General features: G+C 60.4%; 16 protein-coding genes. 8 read left to right on the top strand and 8 right to left on the bottom strand.

Annotated features, from left to right (window positions below):
* Positions 1 to 253: 253 nt before the first annotated feature.
* Positions 254 to 2,287, top strand: a complete 2,034-nt coding sequence (locus HJW02_RS12205; RefSeq protein WP_102722886.1) for a TaqI-like C-terminal specificity domain-containing protein — start codon at positions 254 to 256, stop codon at positions 2,285 to 2,287.
* On the opposite strand, the gene HJW02_RS12210 is transcribed toward HJW02_RS12205, so the two are convergent.
* Complete coding sequence (locus HJW02_RS12210) at positions 2,235 to 2,765, bottom strand: DUF805 domain-containing protein (protein WP_102722885.1); 531 nt, start codon at positions 2,763 to 2,765, stop codon at positions 2,235 to 2,237. The two genes, HJW02_RS12205 and HJW02_RS12210, sit on opposite strands and share 53 nt — an antisense overlap.
* A gap of 119 nt (positions 2,766 to 2,884) precedes the next feature.
* On the opposite strand from HJW02_RS12210, the gene HJW02_RS12215 reads away from it, so the two are divergent.
* Positions 2,885 to 4,150 carry a hypothetical protein gene (locus HJW02_RS12215; RefSeq protein WP_102722884.1) on the top strand — a complete coding sequence of 422 codons (1,266 nt, stop codon included), beginning with the start codon at positions 2,885 to 2,887 and terminating at the stop codon, positions 4,148 to 4,150.
* A 13-nt stretch (positions 4,151 to 4,163) separates the two neighbouring features.
* Here HJW02_RS12215 and HJW02_RS12220 read toward each other — a convergent pair whose 3' ends face one another.
* The gene (locus HJW02_RS12220; RefSeq protein ID WP_102722883.1) at positions 4,164 to 4,901 is read right to left on the bottom strand and encodes a hypothetical protein; all 738 of its coding nucleotides are present in this window, start codon (positions 4,899 to 4,901) and stop codon (positions 4,164 to 4,166) included.
* A 176-nt stretch (positions 4,902 to 5,077) separates the two neighbouring features.
* On the opposite strand from HJW02_RS12220, the gene HJW02_RS12225 reads away from it, so the two are divergent.
* The gene (locus HJW02_RS12225; protein WP_180971129.1) at positions 5,078 to 6,109 is read left to right on the top strand and encodes a tetratricopeptide repeat protein; all 1,032 of its coding nucleotides are present in this window, start codon (positions 5,078 to 5,080) and stop codon (positions 6,107 to 6,109) included.
* On the opposite strand, the gene HJW02_RS12230 is transcribed toward HJW02_RS12225, so the two are convergent.
* Positions 6,106 to 6,687: a hypothetical protein gene (locus HJW02_RS12230; RefSeq protein ID WP_180971130.1), complete on the bottom strand. Its 582-nt coding sequence runs from the start codon at positions 6,685 to 6,687 to the stop codon at positions 6,106 to 6,108. The two genes, HJW02_RS12225 and HJW02_RS12230, sit on opposite strands and share 4 nt — an antisense overlap.
* On the opposite strand from HJW02_RS12230, the gene thiD reads away from it, so the two are divergent.
* The 3 genes from thiD to HJW02_RS12245 all read left to right on the top strand — a co-directional run bounded on the left by thiD (position 6,686) and on the right by HJW02_RS12245 (position 9,617).
* On the top strand, positions 6,686 to 7,474 hold the full coding sequence (gene thiD / locus HJW02_RS12235; protein ID WP_180971131.1) for a bifunctional hydroxymethylpyrimidine kinase/phosphomethylpyrimidine kinase: 789 nt from the start codon (positions 6,686 to 6,688) through the stop codon (positions 7,472 to 7,474). The two genes, HJW02_RS12230 and thiD, sit on opposite strands and share 2 nt — an antisense overlap.
* A gap of 197 nt (positions 7,475 to 7,671) precedes the next feature.
* The gene (locus HJW02_RS12240) at positions 7,672 to 7,944 is read left to right on the top strand and encodes a hypothetical protein (RefSeq protein ID WP_022397437.1); all 273 of its coding nucleotides are present in this window, start codon (positions 7,672 to 7,674) and stop codon (positions 7,942 to 7,944) included.
* Between the two features lie 290 nt (positions 7,945 to 8,234).
* Entirely contained in the window at positions 8,235 to 9,617 is a 1,383-nt protein-coding gene (locus HJW02_RS12245; RefSeq protein WP_102722879.1) for a DASS family sodium-coupled anion symporter, read from the top strand.
* 55 nt (positions 9,618 to 9,672) lie between these two features.
* On the opposite strand, the gene HJW02_RS12250 is transcribed toward HJW02_RS12245, so the two are convergent.
* From HJW02_RS12250 to HJW02_RS12260, 3 genes are all read right to left on the bottom strand, one after another.
* Positions 9,673 to 12,834, bottom strand: a complete 3,162-nt coding sequence (locus HJW02_RS12250) for an efflux RND transporter permease subunit (RefSeq protein ID WP_102722878.1) — start codon at positions 12,832 to 12,834, stop codon at positions 9,673 to 9,675.
* A gap of 12 nt (positions 12,835 to 12,846) precedes the next feature.
* The gene (locus tag HJW02_RS12255; RefSeq protein WP_022397434.1) at positions 12,847 to 14,004 is read right to left on the bottom strand and encodes an efflux RND transporter periplasmic adaptor subunit; all 1,158 of its coding nucleotides are present in this window, start codon (positions 14,002 to 14,004) and stop codon (positions 12,847 to 12,849) included.
* A gap of 110 nt (positions 14,005 to 14,114) precedes the next feature.
* Positions 14,115 to 16,871, bottom strand: a complete 2,757-nt coding sequence (locus HJW02_RS12260; protein WP_022397433.1) for a calcium-translocating P-type ATPase, PMCA-type — start codon at positions 16,869 to 16,871, stop codon at positions 14,115 to 14,117.
* 172 nt (positions 16,872 to 17,043) lie between these two features.
* On the opposite strand from HJW02_RS12260, the gene HJW02_RS12265 reads away from it, so the two are divergent.
* Complete coding sequence (locus tag HJW02_RS12265; protein ID WP_102722876.1) at positions 17,044 to 17,697, top strand: hypothetical protein; 654 nt, start codon at positions 17,044 to 17,046, stop codon at positions 17,695 to 17,697.
* A 123-nt stretch (positions 17,698 to 17,820) separates the two neighbouring features.
* Here the strand turns inward: HJW02_RS12265 and HJW02_RS12270 are convergent, their stop codons facing one another.
* Positions 17,821 to 20,358 (bottom strand): hypothetical protein, encoded by a 2,538-nt coding sequence (locus HJW02_RS12270; RefSeq protein ID WP_102722875.1) that lies wholly within the window; start codon positions 20,356 to 20,358, stop codon positions 17,821 to 17,823.
* Positions 20,359 to 20,547: 189 nt separating this feature from the next.
* Between HJW02_RS12270 and HJW02_RS12275 the strand changes: the two genes are divergently transcribed.
* A complete protein-coding gene (locus HJW02_RS12275) occupies positions 20,548 to 22,278 on the top strand; it encodes a thiamine pyrophosphate-dependent enzyme (RefSeq protein WP_102722874.1) in 1,731 nt (576 codons plus the stop codon).
* An 86-nt stretch (positions 22,279 to 22,364) separates the two neighbouring features.
* Here the strand turns inward: HJW02_RS12275 and gatB are convergent, their stop codons facing one another.
* The gene (gene gatB, locus HJW02_RS12280; protein ID WP_102722873.1) at positions 22,365 to 23,831 is read right to left on the bottom strand and encodes an Asp-tRNA(Asn)/Glu-tRNA(Gln) amidotransferase subunit GatB; all 1,467 of its coding nucleotides are present in this window, start codon (positions 23,829 to 23,831) and stop codon (positions 22,365 to 22,367) included.
* Positions 23,832 to 23,961: the final 130 nt, after the last annotated feature.

Raw genomic sequence — 23,961 nt, forward strand, 5'->3', positions numbered from 1 at the left:
AGGGGTAGACGGTGTCCATGGCGCCGATATTGAAAGTGTTGTTCATGGCAATGAAGGTAGAATTATGAAATGGTTGCGGCTACCATGAATCAAAAACTAGCAACGTAAACACGCCGGAGACGTTAAGAAAAAGCGTCCCGTACAGAAATGTAGTGAGGGAGGTATCCGGGGCAATTCCTGCTTTTGATTGCGTGGTCCGGTCTGGTAGTGTACGAATACGGCAGTGAAGGAGCGGAGCGTTCAGGATTGTTTCATGGCCCGGTGTTTCGCCCCGGAGAAGGGAAAGGGGAGCCGTCCCGAAGCCTGGAGGCGGTTGAAAGAGGCTTTGGTGAACAATTTGCTGGAACGGCAGGCGGACCATGAATTCCGTCTTCCGGAAGGATTCTCTTTTTCCCTGCGGGAAGAGGATGCTCACCGGGCTGTTACTCCTTCCGTGCTGGAGGGATTGCTGGAACGCTCCCTGACGGATGGCCGCCGTTCCGGAACCGTGTATACTCCCGGCTTCCTGGTCCGCTGGATGGCCCGGGAGGCGGTATCCTCCTGGCTGGCATCCAGATTGCCTGCTCCCCGGAATGGTAATGAGGAAGCCGGGTTACTGAGAAATATCCGGGTGCTGGATTTATCCGCCGGGGCGGGGGCATTCACCATGGGAATGCTTCGGGAGCTTGCCGCGCGCAGAAAGCGTCTGGAGCCGGAATATGCGGAGGCCGATTTATTCCGTGCCATTCTGGAAGAGAATATTTACGGGGTGGATGTTTGTGCGGAGGCTCTGGAGGTAGCCCGTTTCCGTTTTCACTGTGCATGGCTAGCTGCCGGAGGAAAGGGGGATTTCCGGGACCACCTGCTGTGCGGGGACAGCCTGGACATGTCTGCGGATGGCGTCTGGCGGCAGGGCCTTTCAGCAGTGATGGCGGACGGAGGCTTTGACCTGGTAATCGGAAATCCCCCTTTTGTCGGGGAAAAAGGGAACAAGGAGCTGTTTGACCGTCTGAAGTCTTCTCCGTTGGCTTCCTACTGTTCTTCACGCATGGATTACTGGTACGTGTTCGCCTGTGTGGGTCTGGATGCCCTGAAACAGGGGGGCGTGATGCATTTGGTTGTTCCCAACAGGTGGATGGCGAATGCCGGAGCGGCTCCCCTTCGCCGCAAGCTGCTGGAAGATTGCGGATTGCTGCGTTTGTCGGATTTCGGGGCTTGCCGGGTGTTTGAAGCCGCACGGGTTCATACCATGACCGTTCTGGCGGAAAGGAAGGGGGATGGGGGAGGACTCCCGGTTCCGGAATACCGCCGTTTTTGCGGTCCCATGGAAGAGGTGGAATCCTTTCTGGAACATGAACCGTACTGCCGGTTTTCTTTGCCGGAAGATACAGGGGCATGCGTCAAGGAAGGATTGTTTTTCTGCTCCGCAGCCGAATGGAACGTTCTGGAGAAGATGGAGAGATGCCGGAATTTCAGGCTGGATGCCGCAAAGGAAATGACGCAGGGGATTGTACCGAACCCCGATGTCGTTTCCGCCCGTGCGCTGGAGAGCCTGGTGCCGGAGGCAGTGCAGCGGTCCGGCGTCCGGAGGGGAGAAGGGGTGTTTGTAGTGCCGCAGGGGTATTTCAACCGGCTGCCGGCAGCGGAACGGCGTTTTCTCAAGCCTCTGTATGAACCCGCCCTGGCAGGAAGATACGCGTTGAAAGCTCCGGAGAAGGTGTTGCTCTATCTGACTCCGTCCAACGGGTCGGAACAGGCCGTCACGCTTCTCCGGCATCTGGAAAAGTTCCGCCCCCTGATGGAAGCCCGGCGGGAAACCCGCATGGGCCGCATGAAGTACTATCATGTGCACTGGCCCCGGAAGGAACGGTTCTTCCTTCCCGGTCCCAAGATTCTGGCTGTCCGGAAGTGTGCACGGCCCACCTTCTCCTACACGGAGGATGAGGCTTATGTAATGATGGCGTTCAACGTGATACGCACGGAACGCGTAAGCATGAAGTACCTGGCCGCCCTGTTCAATTCACGTCTCATGCAGTTCTGGTTTCTCCGCAGGGGGAAGATGCAGGGGGACTTTTTCCAGATGGATACGGCACCCATCCTCCGCGTTCCCATCCGGGTGCCCGGCCTTTCCGTGCTGCGGGAGGTGGAAGAGCTGGCGGATACCCTCACGGCCCGCTATTGCCCGGAAGGGGATGAACGGATGAATGAGCTGATGGAAGGCGTTTACGGCCTCTCCCGGCAGGAACGGGAAGTGCTTATTCAGGCGTGCTCTCCACCGCGGGCCGGGTGGGGAAGCATGCCAGAATGAGGAGGAGCAGCCAGTAGGCGGTAGAAATGATACCCAGGAATTGCGTCGCGGTTCCCCCTGGATACTGGAAGCGCTCCAGGATGGCCCAGTTAAGGAAAATAATGACGCCCAGGCCCAGGTAACCGTAACCCCACGCCGTGTTGAAGCCGGCGTCCCGAAGCCTTCTGATAGTGACGCCCAGGGTAGGAAGATAAAGGACCAGCAAAACGATTTGGGTAATGAAGAAGAAGGAGGCTATTCGGGTAAAAAGGATAGCCTGCATTTGTTCCGGGTCCTGCATGGCCGCCAGTTCTCCCCACGGAAGAGTGACCGCGACGATGACTCCGCCGACAAGACTGAAGATGAAGGAGAAGAGGTTCATGAAAAGGAAAAAGCCCCAGAACTCTCGCCGGGGAGCCGTTCCGGAGAAGGCGCAGTACTTTTTCGTCAGGCACAGGATGAAGTATTTCCAGAGAGAGGGTCGTGTTGTAGTGTCCATAGCTGCCGCTTTTCATAACATGGCTTTTTGAAAAACAGCAACGCCAAAAGAAACATCCGGGCTTGATTTTCGGAGGGCCCCCCTTAAGGTGTGCGTCCTGCAACCTGTTTGTCGAGCCTATGATGAAGCCTGTTTTTCTGGGGAAATACCTGCTTGCCGCCTGCTGGTGCGCCGCTTTTCCCGCGGCGGAGGCCGGCGCGGGAACGGCGCAGCTTCACCCGGCTTCCGGGGATTCTCTGCCCTCCCTGTGCCGTGTGCTGGACCGCGGCCCCGTTCTGTACCGGAATGATTCTTCCTGGATCAGGAAAGTGAAGCTGACCTTGATCGGCCAGTACCAGGCAGCCGCCGTCAGCCCCAATGGAGCCAACAAATTCTGCCCCTCCTCCGGCGGCCATAACAGCGAGTGGCGGCGCGCTTATCTGGGCGGCGACGTTGTGATGGGGGACGGCTCCTGGCGCCTGTCCAACCTGACGAACGTGGGGGATCTGGAAGGCCGCCACCGCGAAGTGCGCGGAGAATGGACCGGCAGCCGCACGGAGTGGTCCCTGTATGAGCTTTATCTGGAAAAGACCATGCCCGGCGTCAAGTTCAGGGCCGGGAAGCTGACGCCGCACCTGACGTCGGAATACTGCCTGGCTTCCTCCCGGATTAAAACGGTGGAGAGGTCCGCCCTGTGCAATGAATTGATTCCCATCTCCAACTGGGGGCTGGAGGCCAATTTCCAGAAGGACGCCAGGAGCCTGTACCATTCCTACGGCGTTTACCTGAACGCGAATGGTACGGATTTGAAGGATGAAATCCAGTTTCATTCCGCGGATAACCTGTTTGCCCTGAATGCCATGAAATGGAAGGTGGCTTCCCCCATGTGGGACAGCCAGACTCTGGGGTACCAGTACGCCCATAATTTTACGGAGTGGCGGGGAAGGAAGGTTCCCTCCTCTTCCGATTACTGTGGAACGGGCGCGCAGGACGTGCTTTCCCTGAGCTGGGACGCCAGCCGCGGCGCCTTTTCCGTGATGGGAAACCTGCTGGCGGGCGTGGGGATCGTGGGCCAGCCGGGCGCAAAGAACGTGTACGGTCTGGTTCTCCAGCCCGTTTACCGGATTTCCCCCCACTTGGAAGGTGTCTTTCAGTACCAGTGTTCCTTCGGAAACCGCTCCGTGAAGCTGAATACGCGGTATGTGCCTAGCGTCACCCATTACCCCGCGTGGGTGGACAGCATGCATTCCTTTTACCTGGGGCTGAACTGCTACCTGTGCCCGGAGTCCGTCAATGCGGTCAAGCTGATGCTGGCGGTGGAATATGTCACCAGCCGCGTGGACTCAACAACGGCCAGGGCCTTCAACGGATGGTCTGTTTTCGGGGCCGTCCGGTTCAAGTTTTGATCCCCTCCTGCCGCTATTGCAGTTTCCTCAGCACAGTTGGCTGGTAAGCGGGGAGCGCCGGAATGGGAACGTATCCGGGGGGGAGCTGGTCCCACACGGGATGCATGGGCTGGGTGTCCGCTTCAAAAATGGCTCCATTGAAGGATTTAATGATGGTGCGGATGGCTCCGGACGGCGCCGGCTGAATCACAAAGGGGCGCGGCTCCGATTCCGGAAGGTTCATGTGCAGGTTGACTTCCGCTTCGTTCCAGGCGGGCCAGACGTCGGAAGGCGTGGAGATTTCACGGATTTCCGTATTGGTGGCGGAGCGGGGAGTGTGGAAAAAGGGGCTGTCAGGGTCTCCATCGTTCAGCCAGACTTCCTCGTCCGGCGTCTCCGTCGTGATGATGAGCCCTTCCTGGTTGTCCGGATGGTAGAATTCATAGCCTGACCGGGCATTGCCGTCCGTTTCCGTCCTGTCGTCATTCATGTGGATGCTGATGGCAGGCTTGCTCCGGGAAGCGGCCTGCCCTAGTTGGGACTGGAAGAGGGCCGCCTGCCGCTTCAGGGCTTCCGGAGAAGTGCCTCGCGCGTATTTGGGGAAGAAAACGCTCTTGGTGTCTATTTTTCCAGGGCGCACTTTCACCGGTTCATCCGACAGTTCAAAGATGTATTTTACAGGAAGTTCCGTTGCGGAACCCCGGTAGCAGAAACTTCCCAGGGACGCCAGGCCCAGGCACGTCAGGAGATACAGGCGCGATACGGATTTCATCAGAGGTTGAACTGGTTCCAGTAGAACAAAAATAGGGAAATATTCAATGCTAAAAGAGAAAATCCCGCTTCCGCGGCGGCAGGAGGCATGTTGTGCGTCCCCATGCGGGGACGGCTGCGGCATTTCCGTCATTTCTCTTCTTGGCAGCTCCGTGCGGCTGTCCTATGGTAATGCGCATGATGAAAAAAATTGCCGTCTTGTGCGTGGCCGCCTCTGCCTCCCTCCTGTGGTGCGGGTGTGACCGCAAGCCCGCTGCCGGGGAAAAGCAGGCCGCCCCTTCCGGGAAACGGGAAGAGCCTGCCGAAGAAAAGGGGGAGGCCGCAGCCTGGCGGGAACGCCTGGACGCCGCCTCCGCCAAAGCCGCCCGTGAGAAAGGGAATGACAGGGAGCACGTGAAGACGCTCAATGACGTGGCCGCCCTGTATGCGGAGGGATTGCAGAACGGCTGGGCCCATCCGCTGGATGTGCGCTCCTGGTGTGACTCCGTGGCGGAAACGGGTTCCGGATATTCCGGGGAGACGGTTATCGGCGCCATGTTCCTGTACGGAACCGACGTCAAGCGTGATGCCGGAGCGGCCAGGGAGTGGTTTGAATACGGGCTGGCGCGTCCAGGAACCCAGCGGGGGAATGCCCTGTACATGCTGGGCATGATGTATTTCAAGGGGGACGGCGCGGACCAGGACCGGAACAAGGCCCTGGAGCTGTGGCGCAAGGCGGCGGATGAAGAGCATCCGGCGGCCATGGGCCTGCTGGGCCGGGCCTACATGGAGGGGAAGCTGGGCTTTGACAAGGATCCTGCTTCCGGGCGCGTATTGCTGGAAAAGGCCGCCAACGGGGGGAATACGCCTTCCTCCGTCTATCTGGGGAATATTTATGCGAAGGGGGAGGGCGTGGAGCAGGACATGGAGCGCGCGATGAAATGGTATGAGCAGGCGGCCTCCGCCGGGGACGCCCGTGCCCAGTACATCGTGGGACTGGCGTATCTGGAAGGCTCCGGCGTACCCGTGGATGAAGGCAAGGCGTTCAACTGGCTCCGGCTGGCCGCCGGGCAGGACCACGTCAACGCCATGCTGATGCTTTCCGTCTGCTACAGCACCGGAAAGGGAACCCCGCAGGATGCGGACATGGCGGAAGTCTGGAAAAAGAAGGCGCTCCAACTGAATGCGGAGCGGGAGGGCAGCCGTGTCCCGCAGACGGAGGAACGCTAGTCTTCCCGGATTTCCCGGTTCAGGAATTCCAGGGCCTGCCGCCGTTCCAGAATGATGTTGCCCCGGTCGTCCGGGATGACCAGCAGGCCGTCCCGGTGTTCCAGAATGGCGTGAAGCATGGCGAACACATGGCCCAGCGCGCATTCGTCCTCCAGGATGAAACGCAGCATTTTGGTGCGTTCCCCTATTTGCCGGAGGGCGGAGCGGTCCCTTTTGAAGGCCTGGCGGGCATCGTCCGTTTCCATGACCCAGAACACGTCAAGCTGGGATTCTCCCTCTTCGTCCAGGTATTCCCCTTCCAGCACATGGTCCGGCGCGTTTTCCGGCGCGCCGGAAAGGTTCAGCCGGAAGCAGGCGTCCAGGCGGAACATGTTCTTCTGCAATTCCTCCGCCGCCGGCAGAGGGGCGTCCTGAATGAAAAGCCAGAATTCCTGTTCGTCCGGGGCAGGGGCGGCGTGCGTCATGGGCGGATTGTGGCATTCCCGCGGCGTTTTCCCACCCGGATTTGTGACATTGAGGCGGTGCGTGCGGATTTTTGGATGTTCAAGGGCTTCCCTCCCGATTAAAAACAGGGGCATGAGTATTCCCGTAATGATGACGGTTGCCGGTTCCGACTGCTCCGCAGGGGCCGGACTTCAGGCGGATATGAAGGCGGCCCATGCCATGGGGGCGTTTGCGCTCACGGCCGTCACCTGCGTCGTGTCCGAGGCGCCGGGACTGGTGCGCGGCATCCAGGAGGTGGACCCTGAGCTGGTGGCGGACCAGGTGCGCATCAATCTGGAGCATTTTCCGGTAAGCGCCGTGAAGACGGGCATGCTGTACTCCCCGGCCATCGTCCGTGCGGTGCATGAGGTGTTGGCAGGTACGGGTATTCCTGTTGTGGTGGATCCCGTCATGATCGCTACGGCAGGAGACCGGCTGATGAGGGAGGAGGCTGTAGCCGTTTATGAAGAACTTCTGCTGCCGGGCGCGGCCCTGCTGACCCCCAATCTGGATGAAGCCGCCGTGCTGTTGCGCTCTTCCGTCAACCCTGAAAGGGATGAACTGCCGGAGGCTGCCGCGCGCCTTGCCATCAGGTACGGGTGCCCCGTCCTGCTGAAGGGCGGCCATCTGGAAGGAGACTGCCGGGACGTGCTGGCCGGCCCGGACGGCCGCATGCTGGGGGAATGGAACCGCCCGCGCGTGAGGGATGTGAGCACGCATGGAACGGGCTGTTCCCTGTCCGCCGCCATCGCGGCGCGGCTGGCCGCCGGGGACGGACTGGCCACGGCGGTGGAGCGCGGCCTGGAATTCATTGCCGCCGCCATCCGGGACCACCTGCGCTGGGAGCATCCGGTCCGGGTGGATGCGCTGAAATTGTGGTAGGGAGCCCTTTTGTTCCGCCCCGCCTGCCGCCGTTCCCTTTTTCCGGCCCGGTTGGAAAAAGCGGGGACTGCCGCCGTCTTTCTGTGCCTTAATAATGCTTTGTGCTTGCGTATGGGAGGCGGGGTTGGTAGTTGTATCCACGCCCATGTGCCACATGGAGCTCTTAAGAATTAGTAAATATCATAGCAATTATCACTATGGGACAGCAAATCCGCAAAGTCACCAAGCGCCGCAGACGTGTTGAATACATCAAGCGTAAGAAGGAACAGTCCAAGTTGAATTCCAATACGCCTATCCGTCTGGCCGTTCCCGTTGCCAAGGACGCCAAGCCTGCCGCCAAGGAAGCTCCCGCCAAAAAGACCGCGGCCAAGGCCCCAGCCAAGAAGACTGAAACCAAGGCTGCCGCCGCCAAGAAGGCTCCCGCCAAAAAGCCGGCTGCCAAGAAGGCCGCCGAACCCGCCGCTGAATAATTGCCCGGGCGGAGGTTACTGCCTCCGCGCGTCAATCAAACAGTTTTTACAAGCCGTCGTGCAATTGCATGGCGGCTTTTTGCATGGCATGGCCTTCTTGTGTACAAAGGAACCGTGGGCGGCCTGATTTTTCCTGGGGCGCCCCTGCGGATTCCTTCGCTGTGGGCCATGGCCCGTTCCTGCCCATGCTTCCGCGGCATGGGGGCTTCTCCCGGACTTTTCCGGAATGATATTGACTCTATTCCCCGGAGGCGTACAAAAGGAAATAACACCATTTTGTTTTTCCAGCCATGCGCCACCGTACCACCGACACCGCCAAAGGACACCGCAATTACATCATCATTGCGTGTGACGTGCTTCTTTTCCTGGCCATGCTCAAGTGGCTTCCCGTGGAGCCGGAGGTAGCCAGGGGGCTGGCCGTTCTCACCTTCATCGGCATTCTGTGGCTGACGGAAGCACTGCATGTGACCGTGACCGCCCTGCTGGTGCCGGTGCTCGCCATGTTCATGGGGATTCTTCCGGGGGCGAAGGCATTGGCCGGCTTTGCGGATCCCACCATTTTCCTGTTCTTCGGCGGCTTTGCGCTGGCCGGGGCTCTCCACGAACAGAAAATTGATACCTGGCTGGCTGGAAAAATCCTCCGGATGGCCCGCGGAAGCCTGGGGATGGCCCTGATCCTGATTTTCCTGGCTACGGCGTTCCTCTCCATGTGGATGTCCAATACGGCCACGGCGGCCATGATGCTCCCGCTGGTCATCGGCCTGCTGGACCGCATTCCGGCGGAAAAGCTCAAGACGACGGCTCCCTTTGCCGTGCTGGGGGTGGCGTACAGCGCCTCCATCGGCGGCATGGGAACGCTGGTGGGTTCCCCTCCCAACGCCATTGCGGCGCATGAGCTCGGCATGGGATTTGCGGAATGGTTCCGGATTGCCATGCCCATTGTCCTGGTATTCGGAGTGATTGTCTTCTGCCTGATGTACCTGTTCTTCCGACCGCGGCTGGGGCTGCATGTGGACATGGCCCCGGCGGAAGGGGAGGATGCGGAGGCCCGGCTGAATGCCAGGCAGGTGCGCGTGCTTCTTCTCTTCGTGCTGGTGGCCGGGAGCTGGATGTGCAGCAGCTTCCTTTCCTCCGCTCTGGGCGGCATTCCGTCCATGGACACGCTCATTGCGCTGTGTGCCGCGGTTCTGCTGCCCCTGTGCGGGGTCATCAACTGGGGCGGCATCGCCAAAAATACGGACTGGGGCGTCCTGTTGCTGTTCGGCGGCGGCATCACGCTCAGCAGCATCCTCGTCCAGACGGGGGCGGCGGGATTTCTGGCGGACCAGGTATCTTCCCTGGCCATGGGGCAGAGTCCCATTATCATCCTGCTCATCATCAGCCTCTTCATCACGTCGCTGACGGAATTCTGCTCCAATACGGCCAGCGCCGCCCTGGTGGCCCCGTTGATGGTGACGGTGGCCTCCGCCATGGGCATGTCCGCCACGCCGCTGGTGCTTCTGGTGGGCATCGGGGCCTCTTGCGCCTTCATGCTTCCCGTCTCCACGCCTCCCAACGCCCTGGCCTTCGCCACAGGGAAATTCCCTCAGATGACCATGGTGAAGGTAGGGTTGCTGATCAATGTGGTGCTCGTCTTCGTGAAGGCTTTCTGGGCCTGGATATTTTGGATGTAGCGGAAAGGGCTCCCGTGCAGGCGCGGGCTTTGCCGTTCCGGGCGTGCGGCGTGGCCTACTTGGCCGGGGCGGCTGCTCCCTGGGCCTTTTCCTGGAGTTCCCTCGCCGCTTTCTTGTCCAGTTTGGCCAGCTTGGCAATCAGGTAGAAGAAGGAGGGGATGAAGAACACCCCGATGAAGACGGCCGTAATCATGCCGCCGATGACTCCCACGCCCACCACCTGCCGCGCCGCCGCTCCCGCTCCCGTGGCTACGGCCAGGGGAAGGCAGCCCATGATGAAGGCAAAGCAGGTCATCAGGATGGGGCGCAGGCGGATTCTGGCCGCGTCCAGCGTGGCCGTAAGCAGGTCCGTGCCCTGCCTCAGTTCCAGCACGGCGAATTCCACGATGAGGATGGCATTCTTGGCCGCCAGCGCAATCAGCACGATGAGGCCGATTTCCGAATAAATGTTCAGGTTCAGCCCGAACATCCACAGGGCCAGGAATGCGCCCAGGATGGCGATGGGGGCGGTCATGAAGACGGCCACGGGCAGGGACCAGCTCTCATACAGGGAGGCCAGGATCAGGAAAACGAACACGGCGGACGCCGCAAAGATCATGCCGATGGTGATGCCTTTCTGCGCCTGTTTTTCCTGGTAGCTCATGCCGGAGTAGTCATACCCCATGCCGGACGGCATGGTCTGGGCGAAGACTTCCTCCAGGGCATTCATGACCTGCCCGGAGGAATAGCCCGGAGCCGGGGTGACGTTGAGCTGGGAGCTGTTGAACATGTTCTGGCGGATCAGGAATTCCGGCGCCCAGCCGTGAGTGACGTTAATGACGGAATCCAGCGGGACCGGGTCGCCGTCATTGTTGCGCACGTAAAACATGGAAAGCTTGTCGATGCTGTTCCGGTACGGGGCGTCCGCCTGCATGTACACCTGCCATTCCTGACCGTAAATGTTGAAATTGTTCAGGAAGGTGCTGCCCATATACGCCTGGATGGTGGCGTAAATCTCATCCACGTTCATGTTCTGGAGGGTGGCTTGCTCCGTATTCACGTTCAGATTGTACTGAAGGTTGGAGGGAGACATGAAATTGCTGATGCCCGCGATTTCCGGCCTCTTTTCCGCAGCCTCGATGAATTTGGACGTATTGGCGGCCAGGAATTTCTCCCCGATGCCCTGGCGGTCCTCCAGCAGGAAGGTGACGTCTCCGGATGTGCCCACGCCCGGCAGGGGCGGCGGCGGGACCACGTACGCCATGCCGGAGGAAATCTCCGCGTTCAGCTTGCTTTTCAGCCGGGCGGCGATGCCGTCCGCCGTCATGCCCGGGGCGGTGCGTTCGGACCATGGTTTCAGGGAAATGAAGAAGAAGGAATTGGAGGAGCTCTGGACGGAGCTGATGAGGTTGAACCCGTTTACGGTGGTGACCACTTCCACGCCGGGATCTTCCCGGATGATCTGTTCAATCCGCGCGGCGGTGGCCGCCGTGACGTTCAGGGAGGTATTGTCCGGCAGTTCCACGCCGCCGAACAGGTAGCCCTGGTCCTCATTGGGAAGGAAGCCTGTGGGAATGAGCTTGGCGAGAGGGAAGAGGAGGGCGGTCATGGCGGCCAGCAGCAGGATGGAAAGCCACATGTGCCGGATGAGCTTGGCACAAATTTCCACGTACCAGTCGCGCGCCTTGTTGAAGCCCTTGTTGAATAACTTGAAGAAGGGCCCCAGCAGGGGGATGGAATCCGCTTTCCCTCCTTTCAGCAGCCCGGCGGACAGGGTGGGGCTGAGGGACAGGGCGCAGAAGGCGGAAATGATGATGGACATGCCGATAGTCACGGCGAACTGCTCGAACAGCTTGCCCGTGACGCCGGGCAGCAGCAGGGTGGGCACGAACACGCAGGAAATCACCAGGGCCGTGCTCACGATGGGGCCGGATACCTCCTTCATGGCCGCGATGGTGGCCTGGAGCGGCTTTTCTCCGTTGGAAATATGGTTCTTCACCGCCTCCACCACCACGATAGCGTCGTCCACCACCAGGCCGATAGCCAGCACAAGGCCCATCAGGCAGATGGTATTGATGGAAAAGCCGAAAAACGGAAAGGCGATGAAGGCGCCTACGATGGACACCGGCACGGCAAAAGCCGGAATCAGCGTGCCGCGCCAGCCCTGGAGGAAGATGAAGACCACCAGCACAACCAGGCCCAGGGCGATCACCAGCGTGCTGACGATGTCTTCAATCCCGGCGCGGACGGCCAGCGTGGAGTCCAGGGAAACGAGGTAATCCATGCCGGGGGGCATCTCCGTATCGTTCAGCAGGGCCTTGATATTGTCCACCAGCTGGATGGCGTTCCCTCCGGGCGCTTCGTAAATGCCGATGGAGGCGGCGGGCATGCCGTTCACGGAAGAGCTGAGGCTGTAAGTCTCCGAACCCAGCTCCACGCGGGCGACGTCGCCCACCCGCACGATGGAACTGCCCTGTCCGCGCACCACGATGTTTTCAAACTCCTTCACGCTGGTCAGGCGTCCGGGCGCCTTCACGGTGAAGGAAAGCTGCTGGTCCGGCGGAGCGGGCTGCGCGCCTATCTTGCCCGCCGGGTTCACGGCGTTCTGGGCCTGCACCGCCAGCATCACGTCACGGGCCGTGATGTTCAGGGCGGCCATCTTTTCCGGATTCAGCCAGATGCGCATGGCATAGCGGCCGGAGCCGAACACCTGCACGTCGCCCACGCCGGGCACGCGCTTGATGGCGTCCACCATGTTGATATACGCGTAATTGGCCAGCCAGAGGCCGTCGTAGGTTCCCTGGGGGGAATAAAGGCTGACGACCAGGGCGGGCAGCCCGCTGGTCTTGCGCAGGGAGACGCCCAGTTCGCTGACTTCCGGCGGAAGCTGGGAGGTGGCCTGCCCGTAGCGCAGGTAGGAAAGCACCTGGTCCATGTTCGCCTCCGTGCCGATCTCAAAGAGGATCATCATGCTCATCTGCCCGTTGTTGGTATTGACGGAAGTCATGTAGGACATGCCGTCCACGCCGGACATCTGCTGCTCAATGGGGGATGCGATGGATTTGACCACCGTCTCGCAATCCGCTCCGGGATAGGTGGCCGTCACCTGGATGGAAGGGGGGATGATGTCCGGATACTCGGAAATGGGCAGGCGCAGAATGGAGAAGGTCCCCAGCAGGACGATGATGATGGAGAGGCAGATGGAGAGGATGGGGCGCTTGATGAAGAAATCGGCCATGGCGGGAGGGGCTTATTGGTTGCTGGCGGGTACCGCTTTCAGGCGTGCGTCCGGGTTTCTGGAGGCCATTTCCGCCTGGAGAAGGCCGTCCACGACCACTTTGCTCTGCGGGGTGAGGGAACCCGGTTTCAGCGGAATGACCTGCTGCCGGTCGCCGAGCTGCGTTCCGGCCTGCACGGGGATGATGGAAGGGTGGTTGTTCTCATCCAGCGCAATGACGAAAAAGCGCCCCTGCGTGGAAAGAAGAGCCTTTGCCGGAACGGTCAGCGCGTTTTTGACGGTAGCCAGCCGGGCCGTAGCCATGATGAACATGCCGGGGCGCAGCAGGTAATCGGCATTGGGGAGGTTGGCCTGCACGCGGATGGTGCCCGTCTGGGGGTTGAACGCCCGGTCAATGGCTACCACCGTAGCCTGTTCCGGGTATTTGGTACCGTCTTTCAGCGTGATATCCAGCTTGCTGCCCGTCTGGACGCCTTCATTCCCGTTCTTGCCGGCCTGCTGGATCCATTCCTGCTGGGTGACGGCAAAGTTGACGCGGATGGGATTGACGGAGGATACGACGGCGAGGGGGCCGCTTTCCGGGCTGACCAGGTCGCCTATATTCGTCTTGGAAATGCCGGCGATTCCGTCAAAGGGGGCATACAGCACCGTATAGGAAAGATTCTTTTCAGCCAGGGCCAGGGCCGCCGTGGCCTGCTGCACCTGCGCTTCCGCGGCAATGGCGGAGAGGCGCGTATCCTCGTACTTCTGCTTGGAAATGGCGTTCTCCGCGGCCAGGGGCTTGTAAATCTCCGCGTCATAATTCAACTGCTGGAGCTGGGCCTGCGCCTGTTCCAGCGTGGCTTTGGCCCTGGAGACCTGGTCCTTGAAGGTGGAATCGTCAATGCGGAAAAGCACCTCCCCCTTCTTCACAATGGCGCCGTTGGCGTAATTCTGCGTTTGCAGGTAGCCCGTGATTTGGGGAACGATGGAGGCGTTGTCCACGCCATCCAGATGGCCCACCCAGCTTCCCGTCACCGGGATGTCCATGGCAACAGGCTGTTCGTAAATAAGCGTGGGCGTTTCATGCGGCACCTGTTCCGTCTTTTTACACCCGGAAAAAAGGAGGGAGAACAAGAAGAGGAGAACGGCGGAACCGGAGATAGAGCCCGTCAGGCGTGTCAAGTCCATGCTGTGAATGACACGCCGGCGGCCTCCTTTGTTGAAAGAAGGCTTTCCGGGCGGCAGCGCCGTCCGTGTCATGCAGGTGGATTTTCACCCGGATGACGCGGCGGGACGTCTTACGGGCGGGCGGAGGATTTGTCCGGCGTGAAGGCGCGCACCAGCTCTCCGATCCACAGGACGAGGGAGGTGCCGGCAAAGATGATGCCCCAGTCCGTCCAGCTCAGGGGCACCACGTTGAACATCTTGCCGCCGAAGGTGACGATGAGGTATTGCCCGGCCAGGATGAGCAGAGCCACCACTCCGAAGCCCCCGATGCTGGCGCCCATGCGGGCAAAGGCGCTCTGGTGCGTGTTGAAAGCCTTGGCGTTGAACATGTTCCAGAACTGGAGAAGGACGAAGATGGTGAAAAACAGGGACAGTTCATAGCCGGTCAGTTCATGCTCCGGTGAGGAGAAGTCCAGGTAGCTGCCGAAGTAGCCGCTGAGGCTGAACTGCGTGAGGCTGGTGACGTCCGCATGCTTGAAGTATTGCAGCAGGCCGAACAGGAAGGCCACGAACAGGATGCCCACGCCCAGAATGTTCCTGCCCATGGGGCGGGTGATGATGTGGTCCGTCGTCTTGCGCGGCGGATCCTGCATCACGCGTTCGTCCGGCGGCAGGGAGGCCAGGGCCAGCGCGGCGAAGGTATCCATGATGAGGTTGACCCAGAGCATCTGCGTGACCGTGAGGGGGGATTCCGTGCCCAGGAACGCGCCGATGAGCACAATGAGGCAGGCCGCCACGTTGATGGTCATCTGGAAGACGATGAAGCGCTGGATATTCCGGTACAGGGAGCGTCCCCACATGACGGCGCGGGAAATGCTCATGAAGGAATTGTCCAAGATGGTGATGGCGCTGGCCTCCTTGGCTACGGTAGTGCCGTCCCCCATGGAGAGGCCCACCTGCGCGGCGTTCAGGGCGGGGGCGTCGTTGGTGCCGTCCCCGGTGACGGCCACCACCTGGTCCTTCTTCTGGAGCAGCTTCACCAGGCGTTCCTTGTCCATGGGCCTGGCGCGGCACATGATTTTCAGGTCCATCACGCGGTCCAGCAGTTCCGCATCCGGCGTCTGTTCAAATTCCACGCCCGTCATCAGGCGGTCCGGCGTGTCCGCCTCCGTCCACAGGCCGATCTGGCGGCCGATTTCCCGTGCGGTGCCGGGGGTGTCCCCCGTGACGATCTTGATATTGATGCCCGCGTCCATGCAGTCCTTCACAGCCTGGGGCACGTCGTCCCGGACGGGGTCGGAAATGGCGGCGATGCCCAGGTAAACCAGGTCCTTGCGGATGACGCGGCCGTCCTCAAACACCGGGGCGTCATCATCCAGGATTCGGTACGCGAAGCCCAGCGTGCGCATGGCCTGGTTCTGGTAGGCCAGGAGCTGTTCCTCAATGGCGGGGCGCATGTCCGCGGCAGGAACCTGGCCTTCCGGAGTCAGGACGGTGGAGCAGAGGCCCAGCACGATTTCCGGCGCGCCCTTCACGTAAAGGACTTTTTTGCCCAGCAGGGGGGATTCCACCACGGTAGCCATGTACTTGCGTTCCGTGGAAAAAGTGAGCTGTTCCTGCACGCGGGCGTTTTCCCGCAGGTCCAGGTAATTCACGCCCAGCCCGTGCAGCCACAGGAGGAGCGCCCCTTCCGTGGGATTGCCCAGGGCCTTGATGTGTTCCGGGTCCGCATAGTCCAGGAAGGCGGTGGAGTTGACGGCGATGCCTTCCCGGATCAGGTTGCCCAGCTCGCCGTCCGCCGGGGCGGCGTCCCCCAGGCCGTAGAAGTCCGCCTTGTATACGTTCATCTGGTTGCGCGTCAGGGTGCCCGTCTTGTCCGTGCAGATGACGGTGGCGGCCCCCATGGTTTCGCAGGCGTGCATCTTGCGCACCAGGTTGTTGTTGGCGAGCATGCTCTTCATGCTCAGGGCCAGGCTCAGGGTGACGCTCATGGGCAGCCCTTCCGGCACCGTAACCACGATGACGGTCACGGCGATCATGACGGTGTTCAGAATGTAGGTTCCCGCGCTCAGCCATTCCACGGGGCCGGGCAGGTGGGAGAAGTACAGGGTAAGGCGCCCGATGATGATGAGGGCGGCAATGGCGTAGCTGGCCCAGGTGATGAGGTCGCCCAGCCTGGAAAGCTGGCGGTTGAGGGGAGTCTGCACCTTGTTGTCGATCTGGGAGCCTTCATAGACCTTGCCGTATTCCGTCCTGTCCCCTACGGACGTCACTTCCATGATGCCGTGGCCGTCCGCCACGGTGGTTCCTTTCAGAACGTGGTTGGAGGGGTAGGTGGCGTCCTTCTTGAATTCCGCCTCATTCGTGGTTTTGCCGATGAGGGGTTCCCCCGTCAGCGTGGATTCGTTGACCTGGAGGGAAACGGCTTCCAGCAGGACGCCGTCCGCCGGAACCTCCTCCCCAGTGTTCAGGATGACGATGTCTCCCACCACCACGTCCCGGCGGGGAAGTTCGCAGATATTGCCGCCGCGGATCACCTGGACCATGGTCTCGTCGTTGACCTGGTTCAGGATTTCAAACTTCTTGTTGGCGCTTACCTCGAAGGCGAAGCCCACGCAGGTAGCCAGCAGGATGGCTACCAGGATGCCCACGGGCTCCAGGAAGACGCTGGCCGGTTCCGCTCCGGTGAAGAACTGGTAGCAGGCCACGCCTACGGACAGGAGCAGGGCCACCAGCAGAATCTTGATGATGGGGTCTGAGAATTTTTCCAGGAACTGCTTCCACAGGGGTTCCTTTACCGGGGGCGTCAGGATATTGACCCCGTATTTGGTCCGGTTTTCCAGAACCTGCTGTTCCGAAAGTCCCTGGTGATGTGCTGCACTCTTCATGGTTGAGATGTTTCTTTACCTGATTGGAGTCCGTGAGAAAAGTGCGGAGGAGGATTTTCAGGGATGATGACGGGAGTTTTTGGGAAAGGAGCGGCGCGGCTTGCCTCCCGTGCCGTAAAAGGCGGCATTGTTGCCTTGACTTTGACGGAGTTCCGGCGATTCTGAAGCACCTATGTGGAATGATCTTTCTCATGGCCTTTCCGTACTGGCGGACGCCCTTGCCTTCCTCTCCCGCTCCTGGGGGTTCTGGGTCTGCGTGGGCAGCGTGGCGGGACTGGCCGCCGTGTATGCGTGGTGGAGAAAGCGGCTGGCCCTGTGGGCGTTTGCCCTGGCGTTCCTTTCCCTGCTGGCCGTGGTGGGCCTGGCGTGCCGCCAGGTGATGCATCAAAAGACCTTCCTGTGGATCCAGGAGCCGGAGCTCCAGGCCCTGTCCGGAAAGTACGAGGTGGAATCCTCCCCCAGGGAGCGGTGGTTTTTCCGGCCTCCGGAGCTGAAGCGCTTTTTCCAGGTCAGCTCCTCCACGCTTCTCCTGAATGAAGACGGAACGTGCGAGATTTCCTCCTTCCCGCGCCCGGAGGCGTGGGGCAGGTGGATTTCCCGCCCGGAAGACAGGGATGACCTTTCCGTGCTGGAGGAGGACCTCGTTTCCTCCTGCCGCGGAACCTGGTCCCTGGTGAAGAAAGGGGGATATTACGGCGTCTCCATCGTTTATTCTCCCGGCAGCAGTTTGACGCTGTACCTGGGCGGGGAGAATGCGGAATGCCTGGTGATGCCGGTCAACCCCTCCGACCCGCTGGAAGCGGTGACGTTTGAGAAAACGTTCTGACCCGGGCGCAGGGACGGGTGGAAAAAATGGAGGGAGGCTGCTTTTCCAGCCTCCCCCCCAATGTAGCTTTTCAAGTGCCGCTTCTGCTTGAGCGGGAGCGTGGCTCCGGGACTCCGGAAGCTTTTATTTGACCTTTCCTCCTTCGTACACCAGCACTTCAAAGGGCTTCAGCGTGAAGGTGAGCTCCTTGTCAATGTTTACGGTCTTGCCGGAGAAGCCGTCCAGCTCCCGCTGGTCGTCATAGGAATCCTTGAAGGTGATGGCCCCCTTGACGTCCGCGGGAATGTCCAGGATGCCGCGCAGGGTGCCGGTCAGGCTCTTTTCCTGGTCGGAGGAATTGCGGAGGGCCAGGGTGGCCTTGTTTTTATTCCATGCGGCCCAGCCGTACACGGCCCCTTCATTGGCCTCCTTGTTCCACGGGTTGCCGCCCACCCAGTGCACGTCGTCCAGAACGTCCGCGTTGCGGCGTATCCATTTAATGCCCTTGGCCAGCTCGTCCCACAGCATGCCGTCCTTGGCGTTCATCAGGTCCCTGTCCACGTAAAGCTCCTGCAGGGAGGTGCCGCAGGCCGTGGCGCAGCGGAGTTCCTTCTTCACGTTTTCAGGGTCGCGGGGCATGCACGCGGGCGGCCCGAACTTGGTGACCATCAGGCCGTGGGTCATCATGGAATTGATGGGCATCAGCGGGGAACCCTGCACAAAGACCTCATGCACCAGGCGGTCGCGGTAGGTAATCCACTTGTCGCGGTTGTCGCCCACGCCAATCGTTCCGAAGTCGTTTTCCTGCCTCCATACGGAATCCGCATAACGGAACCAGAACGGGGAGGCCCAGGTGCCCACGGTGCAATTGATGTAAAGGTCCCCCTTCTTCTTGCGCAGGGCGTTCAGCACGCGGATGATGCCTTCCGCATCCTCCTCGTTGCCGGGGCCCTTGGCGTGGAAATGGGTGCTGATGCCGTCGAATTTGAAGTACTTCATGTTGTAGTCCTTCACCATCTGGGAGCAGCGGCCCACAAAGGCGTCAAAGTATTCCTTGTTGGAAAGCTGGAAGTTGCCGATCTTGTTGTCCGGGTGCTTCACATTCCAGTGGGCCAGGCGCTTGCCCTTGGAGGCTCCGTAGCCGCCCACCGGGCCCAGCCAGGTGCCGATGCCGGCCTTTTGTTTACCCGCGGCGGCGTCAATGCGCTTGAAGCCCTGCGGGAACATCCTGTGGAAATCCCACAGGCTGTTGAACTCGTCCCAGCCGTCGTCCCAGACGAAGGCGTCAATGGACATGCCGCGCTTCTGGAAAAACTGTTCCTGCCAATCCTTCAGGACGGCCAGGCACTGTTCTTCCGTCATGCGCTTGGCGGGGTCTGAATCATTGTTCCGGTTGATGTTCAGTTCATACCAGGAATTGTAATGGATGAAGGGACGGTAGGGCATCACGCGCTCCCGCTCCATATAGGCCAGGAAGGAACGGCGTTGCTGGCCGGGGGCGAAGATGCCGAGGACGGAGGACACCTCCCACACCTCCCTGGGCTGCATGGTGGTTTTGCGGCTCCAGACGCCCTGGGCGAGCTGGGAATCGTCCGCCTGGGCGTCTTCCTTTTCCTCCAGCGTGCGCACGGGCAGGGAGAAAGTGATTTCCCCCTTGCTGGCAATCGGTTCGCTCTTGGTCTGGACCCAGTAGCGCAGCAGGTAATTCCCCTTGGCGGGAACTTTTACGGTGTAGGAATTGTTGGCATTGGCGTCTCCGGTACTCCCGGCGTGGAAGTCGGAATCAAGGACGGCCCCCTTGGCGGAAAGGAGCTGCACGCCGGCGGTGTTCAGCTTGTTGTTTCCCTTGTCGCCTCCCTTGTACTGGAAGGTAATGGTGCAGGAGCCCTTGCCGTCAATGGTGACGGGGCCTTCCGCGCAGGCTACCTGTTCCCCGTACTGCTTTTTCAGCTCCTGCGGAATGTTGAAATTGCCCGTCCATGAAGCCGTGGACCATTTGTCCGCGTTCCAGGCTGTGGACTCCCCGCCTGCCGCGTTTCCGGAGCCTCCCACGGTGTTGATGCCCATGGGCGTTTCCAGGGCGGTGAACGCCAGGTCGTTCACGATGAGCGCGCCCCTGGCATTGCCGGAAACGGAGGGGGAACCCGCCTTCCCTTCCACCAGGTCATACTGCATGGCCACGATGCTTTTCATCTGAATGGGCTTTGTGCTCACCAGGCGGAGTTCCTGCCGCAGGTAATGGGAATTGTCCCTGAGTACGGCGCGCCAGGAAATGTGCAGGGAGCCGTTCAGCGCCTGGAAGGAGGCCGTGACGGCTTTTCCGGGGAAGCGGTCCGCCAGTTTGAACGCCTTGGGATTGGGCTGGAGGGTGACGAGTTTGACGTCCCCCGCCTTCAGGCCGGAGGACTTGATGCTCTGGCCGTCCTGAAGGTTGATGATGAACAATTCGTCCCCGGCCTTGGCTACAGGGCCCAGTTTGGACGTCATTCCTCCGAAGGAAAGCTTCCCGCCCCGGTTGATGAATTTGGCCGTCAGGATGTTGTTGGAAAGGGTATAGCCGGAGGGCGCCTGCTCCGCATTGGCCGCGCCGGGGGTGGGGCCCGGGAAGACGACTGCTGCGGGAACGGTGGCAACGCTTCCCAGAACGGTGGCCATCAGGAGAGCTTTAGTGAGGAATTTCATGGTTTGGTATCAAGGAAAATGGAACTACCTTGCCAAGATAGACTCCAACGCGGTTTCTTCAAGGAAAAAGCCTCCCGGCAGGAGAGGCGGCTGTTTGAAAATCCGTCATGGTTTTCCGCGCGGAAGGAACTTCCGGTATCTATGACACACAAGCACTGATTTTTTTCAACCGGTCTTGGTCTAATCTGCATGTATACGGTAGCTGATCAGCTTATTGAAATCTTGGAAAAAGCGGGAATAAAGCGCATTTACGGCATTGTGGGAGACAGTTTGAACCCCATTACGGACGCCCTCCGCAGAAAAAAAACCATCGAATGGATCCACATGAGGCATGAGGAGGTGGGCGCCTTTGCCGCCAGTGCGGAAGCCCAGCTGACCGGTAACCTGGCCGTGTGCTGCGGCAGCAGCGGCCCCGGCAATCTTCACTTGATCAATGGCCTTTATGATGCCCACCGGAGCAGGGCCCGCGTGCTGGCGATCGCCTCCCACATCCCCCAGAGCCAGGTGGGGGTGGACTATTTCCAGGTGACCCATCCGGAGCAGCTGTTCAAGGAATGCAGCTCCTATGCGGAACTGGCTTCCACGGCGGAGCAGGCTCCCCGCGTGCTGATGTCCGCCATCCAGCATGCCTATTCCCTGCATGACGTGGGCGTCATCGTGCTGCCGGGCGACGTGGCGGACGCGCCGGCGGAGGCCAAAGACCTGGTGCATCCACCCGCCTTTGCCCGGGAAACAGTGGTTCCGGACCATGAATCCGTGGCACGCCTGGCCCAGATGCTCGCTTCACACGACCGCATTACTTTCTTCTGCGGGGGCGGCTGCGCCGGAGCGGAACGCAAGGTGGTGCAGCTCGCCGCCCGCGTGAAGGCCCCGATTGCCTACACCTGGCGCGGCAAGGACTATTTTGAGCATGACAACCCCGTGGGCGTAGGCATGACCGGACTGCTGGGCTGGGGTGACGCGTACAAGGCCATGCATGAGAGCGACCTGATCGTGATGTGGGGGACGGATTTCCCCTATTTCAACTTCCTTCCCACCAAGCCCTCCATCGTCCAGATCGACCGTCGCGGGGAAGTGCTGGGCCGCCGCTGCCGCCTGGACCTGGGAATCTGCGGGGACGTGGGCGCCACGGTGGACGCCCTGCTGGGAATGGTGGAAGAGAAAAAGGATTCCGACCACCTGGACGCCTCCCTGAAGCGTCACGCCAAGGATGTGAAGGACATGAATGCCTACATGGACGGGAACGACAAGGAATCGCCCATCCGCCCCGAACAGGTGACCACCGCCGTGAACAAGCACGCGGCTCCGGACGCCGTGTTTACCGTGGACACGGGCACCCCCTGCATCTGGAGCGCGCGTTTCCTGTGCTCCACGCTGGGCAGAAAAACGCTGGCTTCCTTCAATCACGGCTCCATGGCGAATGCCATGCCGATGGCGATCGGGGCCCAGAAGGCGTACCCGAACCGCCAGGTAGTCGCCCTGTGCGGAGACGGCGGCCTGTCCATGCTGCTGGGGGACCTCATTACCATAGCGCAGTACAACCTGCCGGTGAAGCTGGTGGTGTACAATAACGACTGCCTGGACTTCATCCAGTTGGAAATGCAGGCCGCAGGCCTGATTCCGTGGGGCATCAACCTGGACAACCCCTCCTTTGCCGCCGTGGCGGACGCCGTGGGCATCAAGGGCTTTGTGCTGGATAAGTCAAGCCAGGTGGACCAGATGGTGAAAACGTTCCTGGACTACCCGGGCGCGGCTCTGCTGGATGCCCGTGTGGACCGGGATGCCATCGCGCTGCCCCCCTACATCAGCCTGGGACAGGCCGCGGACTTTTCCCTGGCCATGGTCAAGCAGACGCTGACCGGGGAAGTGAAGCAGGTGTGGAACACGCTGGCCGGGAACCGGAAGCTGTTCAAGCCCTGAGGGCTTGAACAAAAATACTAAATAGGAAAGACCAAATACTAAAGCTAGTGCCGGAAAATATTTGGTCTTTCATCTTTAGTTTTTGGTCACTGTTCTGAAAGAGCCTTTTTCAGCGCTTCCGTCACGATCTTCGGGTTGGCTTTGCCTTTGGCGGCTTTCATCACCTGGCCGGTGAGCCAGTTCAGGAGCTTGTCGTTGCCGCCCCGGATTTCCGCCACCTTGTCCGGATTGGCGGAAATGACCTCCTGCACGATGCCGTCCAGGAAGGAGTAATCCGCCTTTTCAAAGCCGAGCAGCTTGGCTGCCTGCGCGGCGTTGAGGGACGGGTCTTCCCACATTTTGGTGAATACGTCCTTGGCCTGGTTGTTGGAAACGGTGCCGTCGTCAATAATGGCGATCAGGTCCCGGATGGCGCCGGGCTTCACCGGGCATTCGGACGGGCGCATGCCTTTTTCATTCAGCACGGCGGAAATGTTGTTGATGACCCAGTTGGCGATCTTCTTGCCGCTGGCGGTTCCCTGCGCCGCCTCTTCAAAGAAGCGGGCCAGTTCCAGGTCGCCCACCAGCACGTTGGCGTCATATTCGCTCAGGCCGTATTCCTCCATGAACCTTTTCTGGCGTTCCTGGGGCAGTTCCGGAATCTGGCTGCGCACCCTCTCCACCAGCGGGGCGGTGTGTATGGGCACCAGGTCCGGGCAGGGGAAATAGCGGTAATCGTGCGCGTCTTCCTTGGTGCGCATGATGGAGCTTTCCCCGCGTTCGTCGTCCCAGCGGCGGGTGGACTGGATCTGCGCCATGCCCATGTCCAGTTCTTCCGCCTGTCGCTGGATTTCATAATGAAGGGCGCGGCGCACGGCGGACATGGAATTGAGATTCTTCATCTCCACCTTTGCCCCCAGTTCCTTCTGGCCGTGGGGACGCAGGGAAATGTTCACGTCGCAGCGCATCTGGCCCTTCTCCATGTCCGCGTCGGAAATGTCCCCGTAATTCAGAATCTGCTGGAGGGACTTGAGGTAGGCGTAGGCTTCCTCCGGGGTATCAATGTCCGGGTCGGAGACGATCTCCATCAGGGCGGACCCCGCGCGGTTGTAGTCAATCAGGGAATAATTGGCGTGGTGGGTGATCTTCGCCGCGTCTTCCTCCAAATGGATGCGGGTCAGCTTCACGGTGCGGAAGGGGGGCACGCCGGCCTTGATCACGTCGTTCGGGTAGGACCAGGGATACAGGGGCACCTCCCCGCCCAGGCACAGCGGCAGGTCCAGCTGGGAAGTCTGGTAATTCTTCGCCATGTCCGGGTAGAAGTAATTCTTGCGGTCCCACTGGGAAACCTCCGGGCTGGAGCATCCCAGCATCAGGCCGGTCAGCAATGTGCGTTCAATGGCGAACTCATTCAGCACGGGCAGCGCGCCCGGCAGCCCCAGGCAGGTGGGGCACACGCGCGTATTGGGTTCAAAGCCAAAGCCGGTCTCGCAGAAGCAGAACATTTTGCTCTTCGTCTTGATCTGGCAGTGGACTTCCAGGCCAATGGTCACGATGTAATCTGAAATTGCCATAAATTCGGAACGCTTGAATATCGCGCAAACTGTACGGAACCCTCTTCTCCCTGTCCAGTAAAAAGGCCTGAGGCGGGAGAGTGGAGAGTGGAGAGTGGAGAGTGGAGAGTGGAGAGTGGAGAGTGGAGAG

The organism is Akkermansia sp. GGCC_0220, from assembly GCF_017566105.1.
Taxonomy (GTDB): Bacteria; Verrucomicrobiota; Verrucomicrobiia; order Verrucomicrobiales; family Akkermansiaceae; genus Akkermansia; species Akkermansia massiliensis.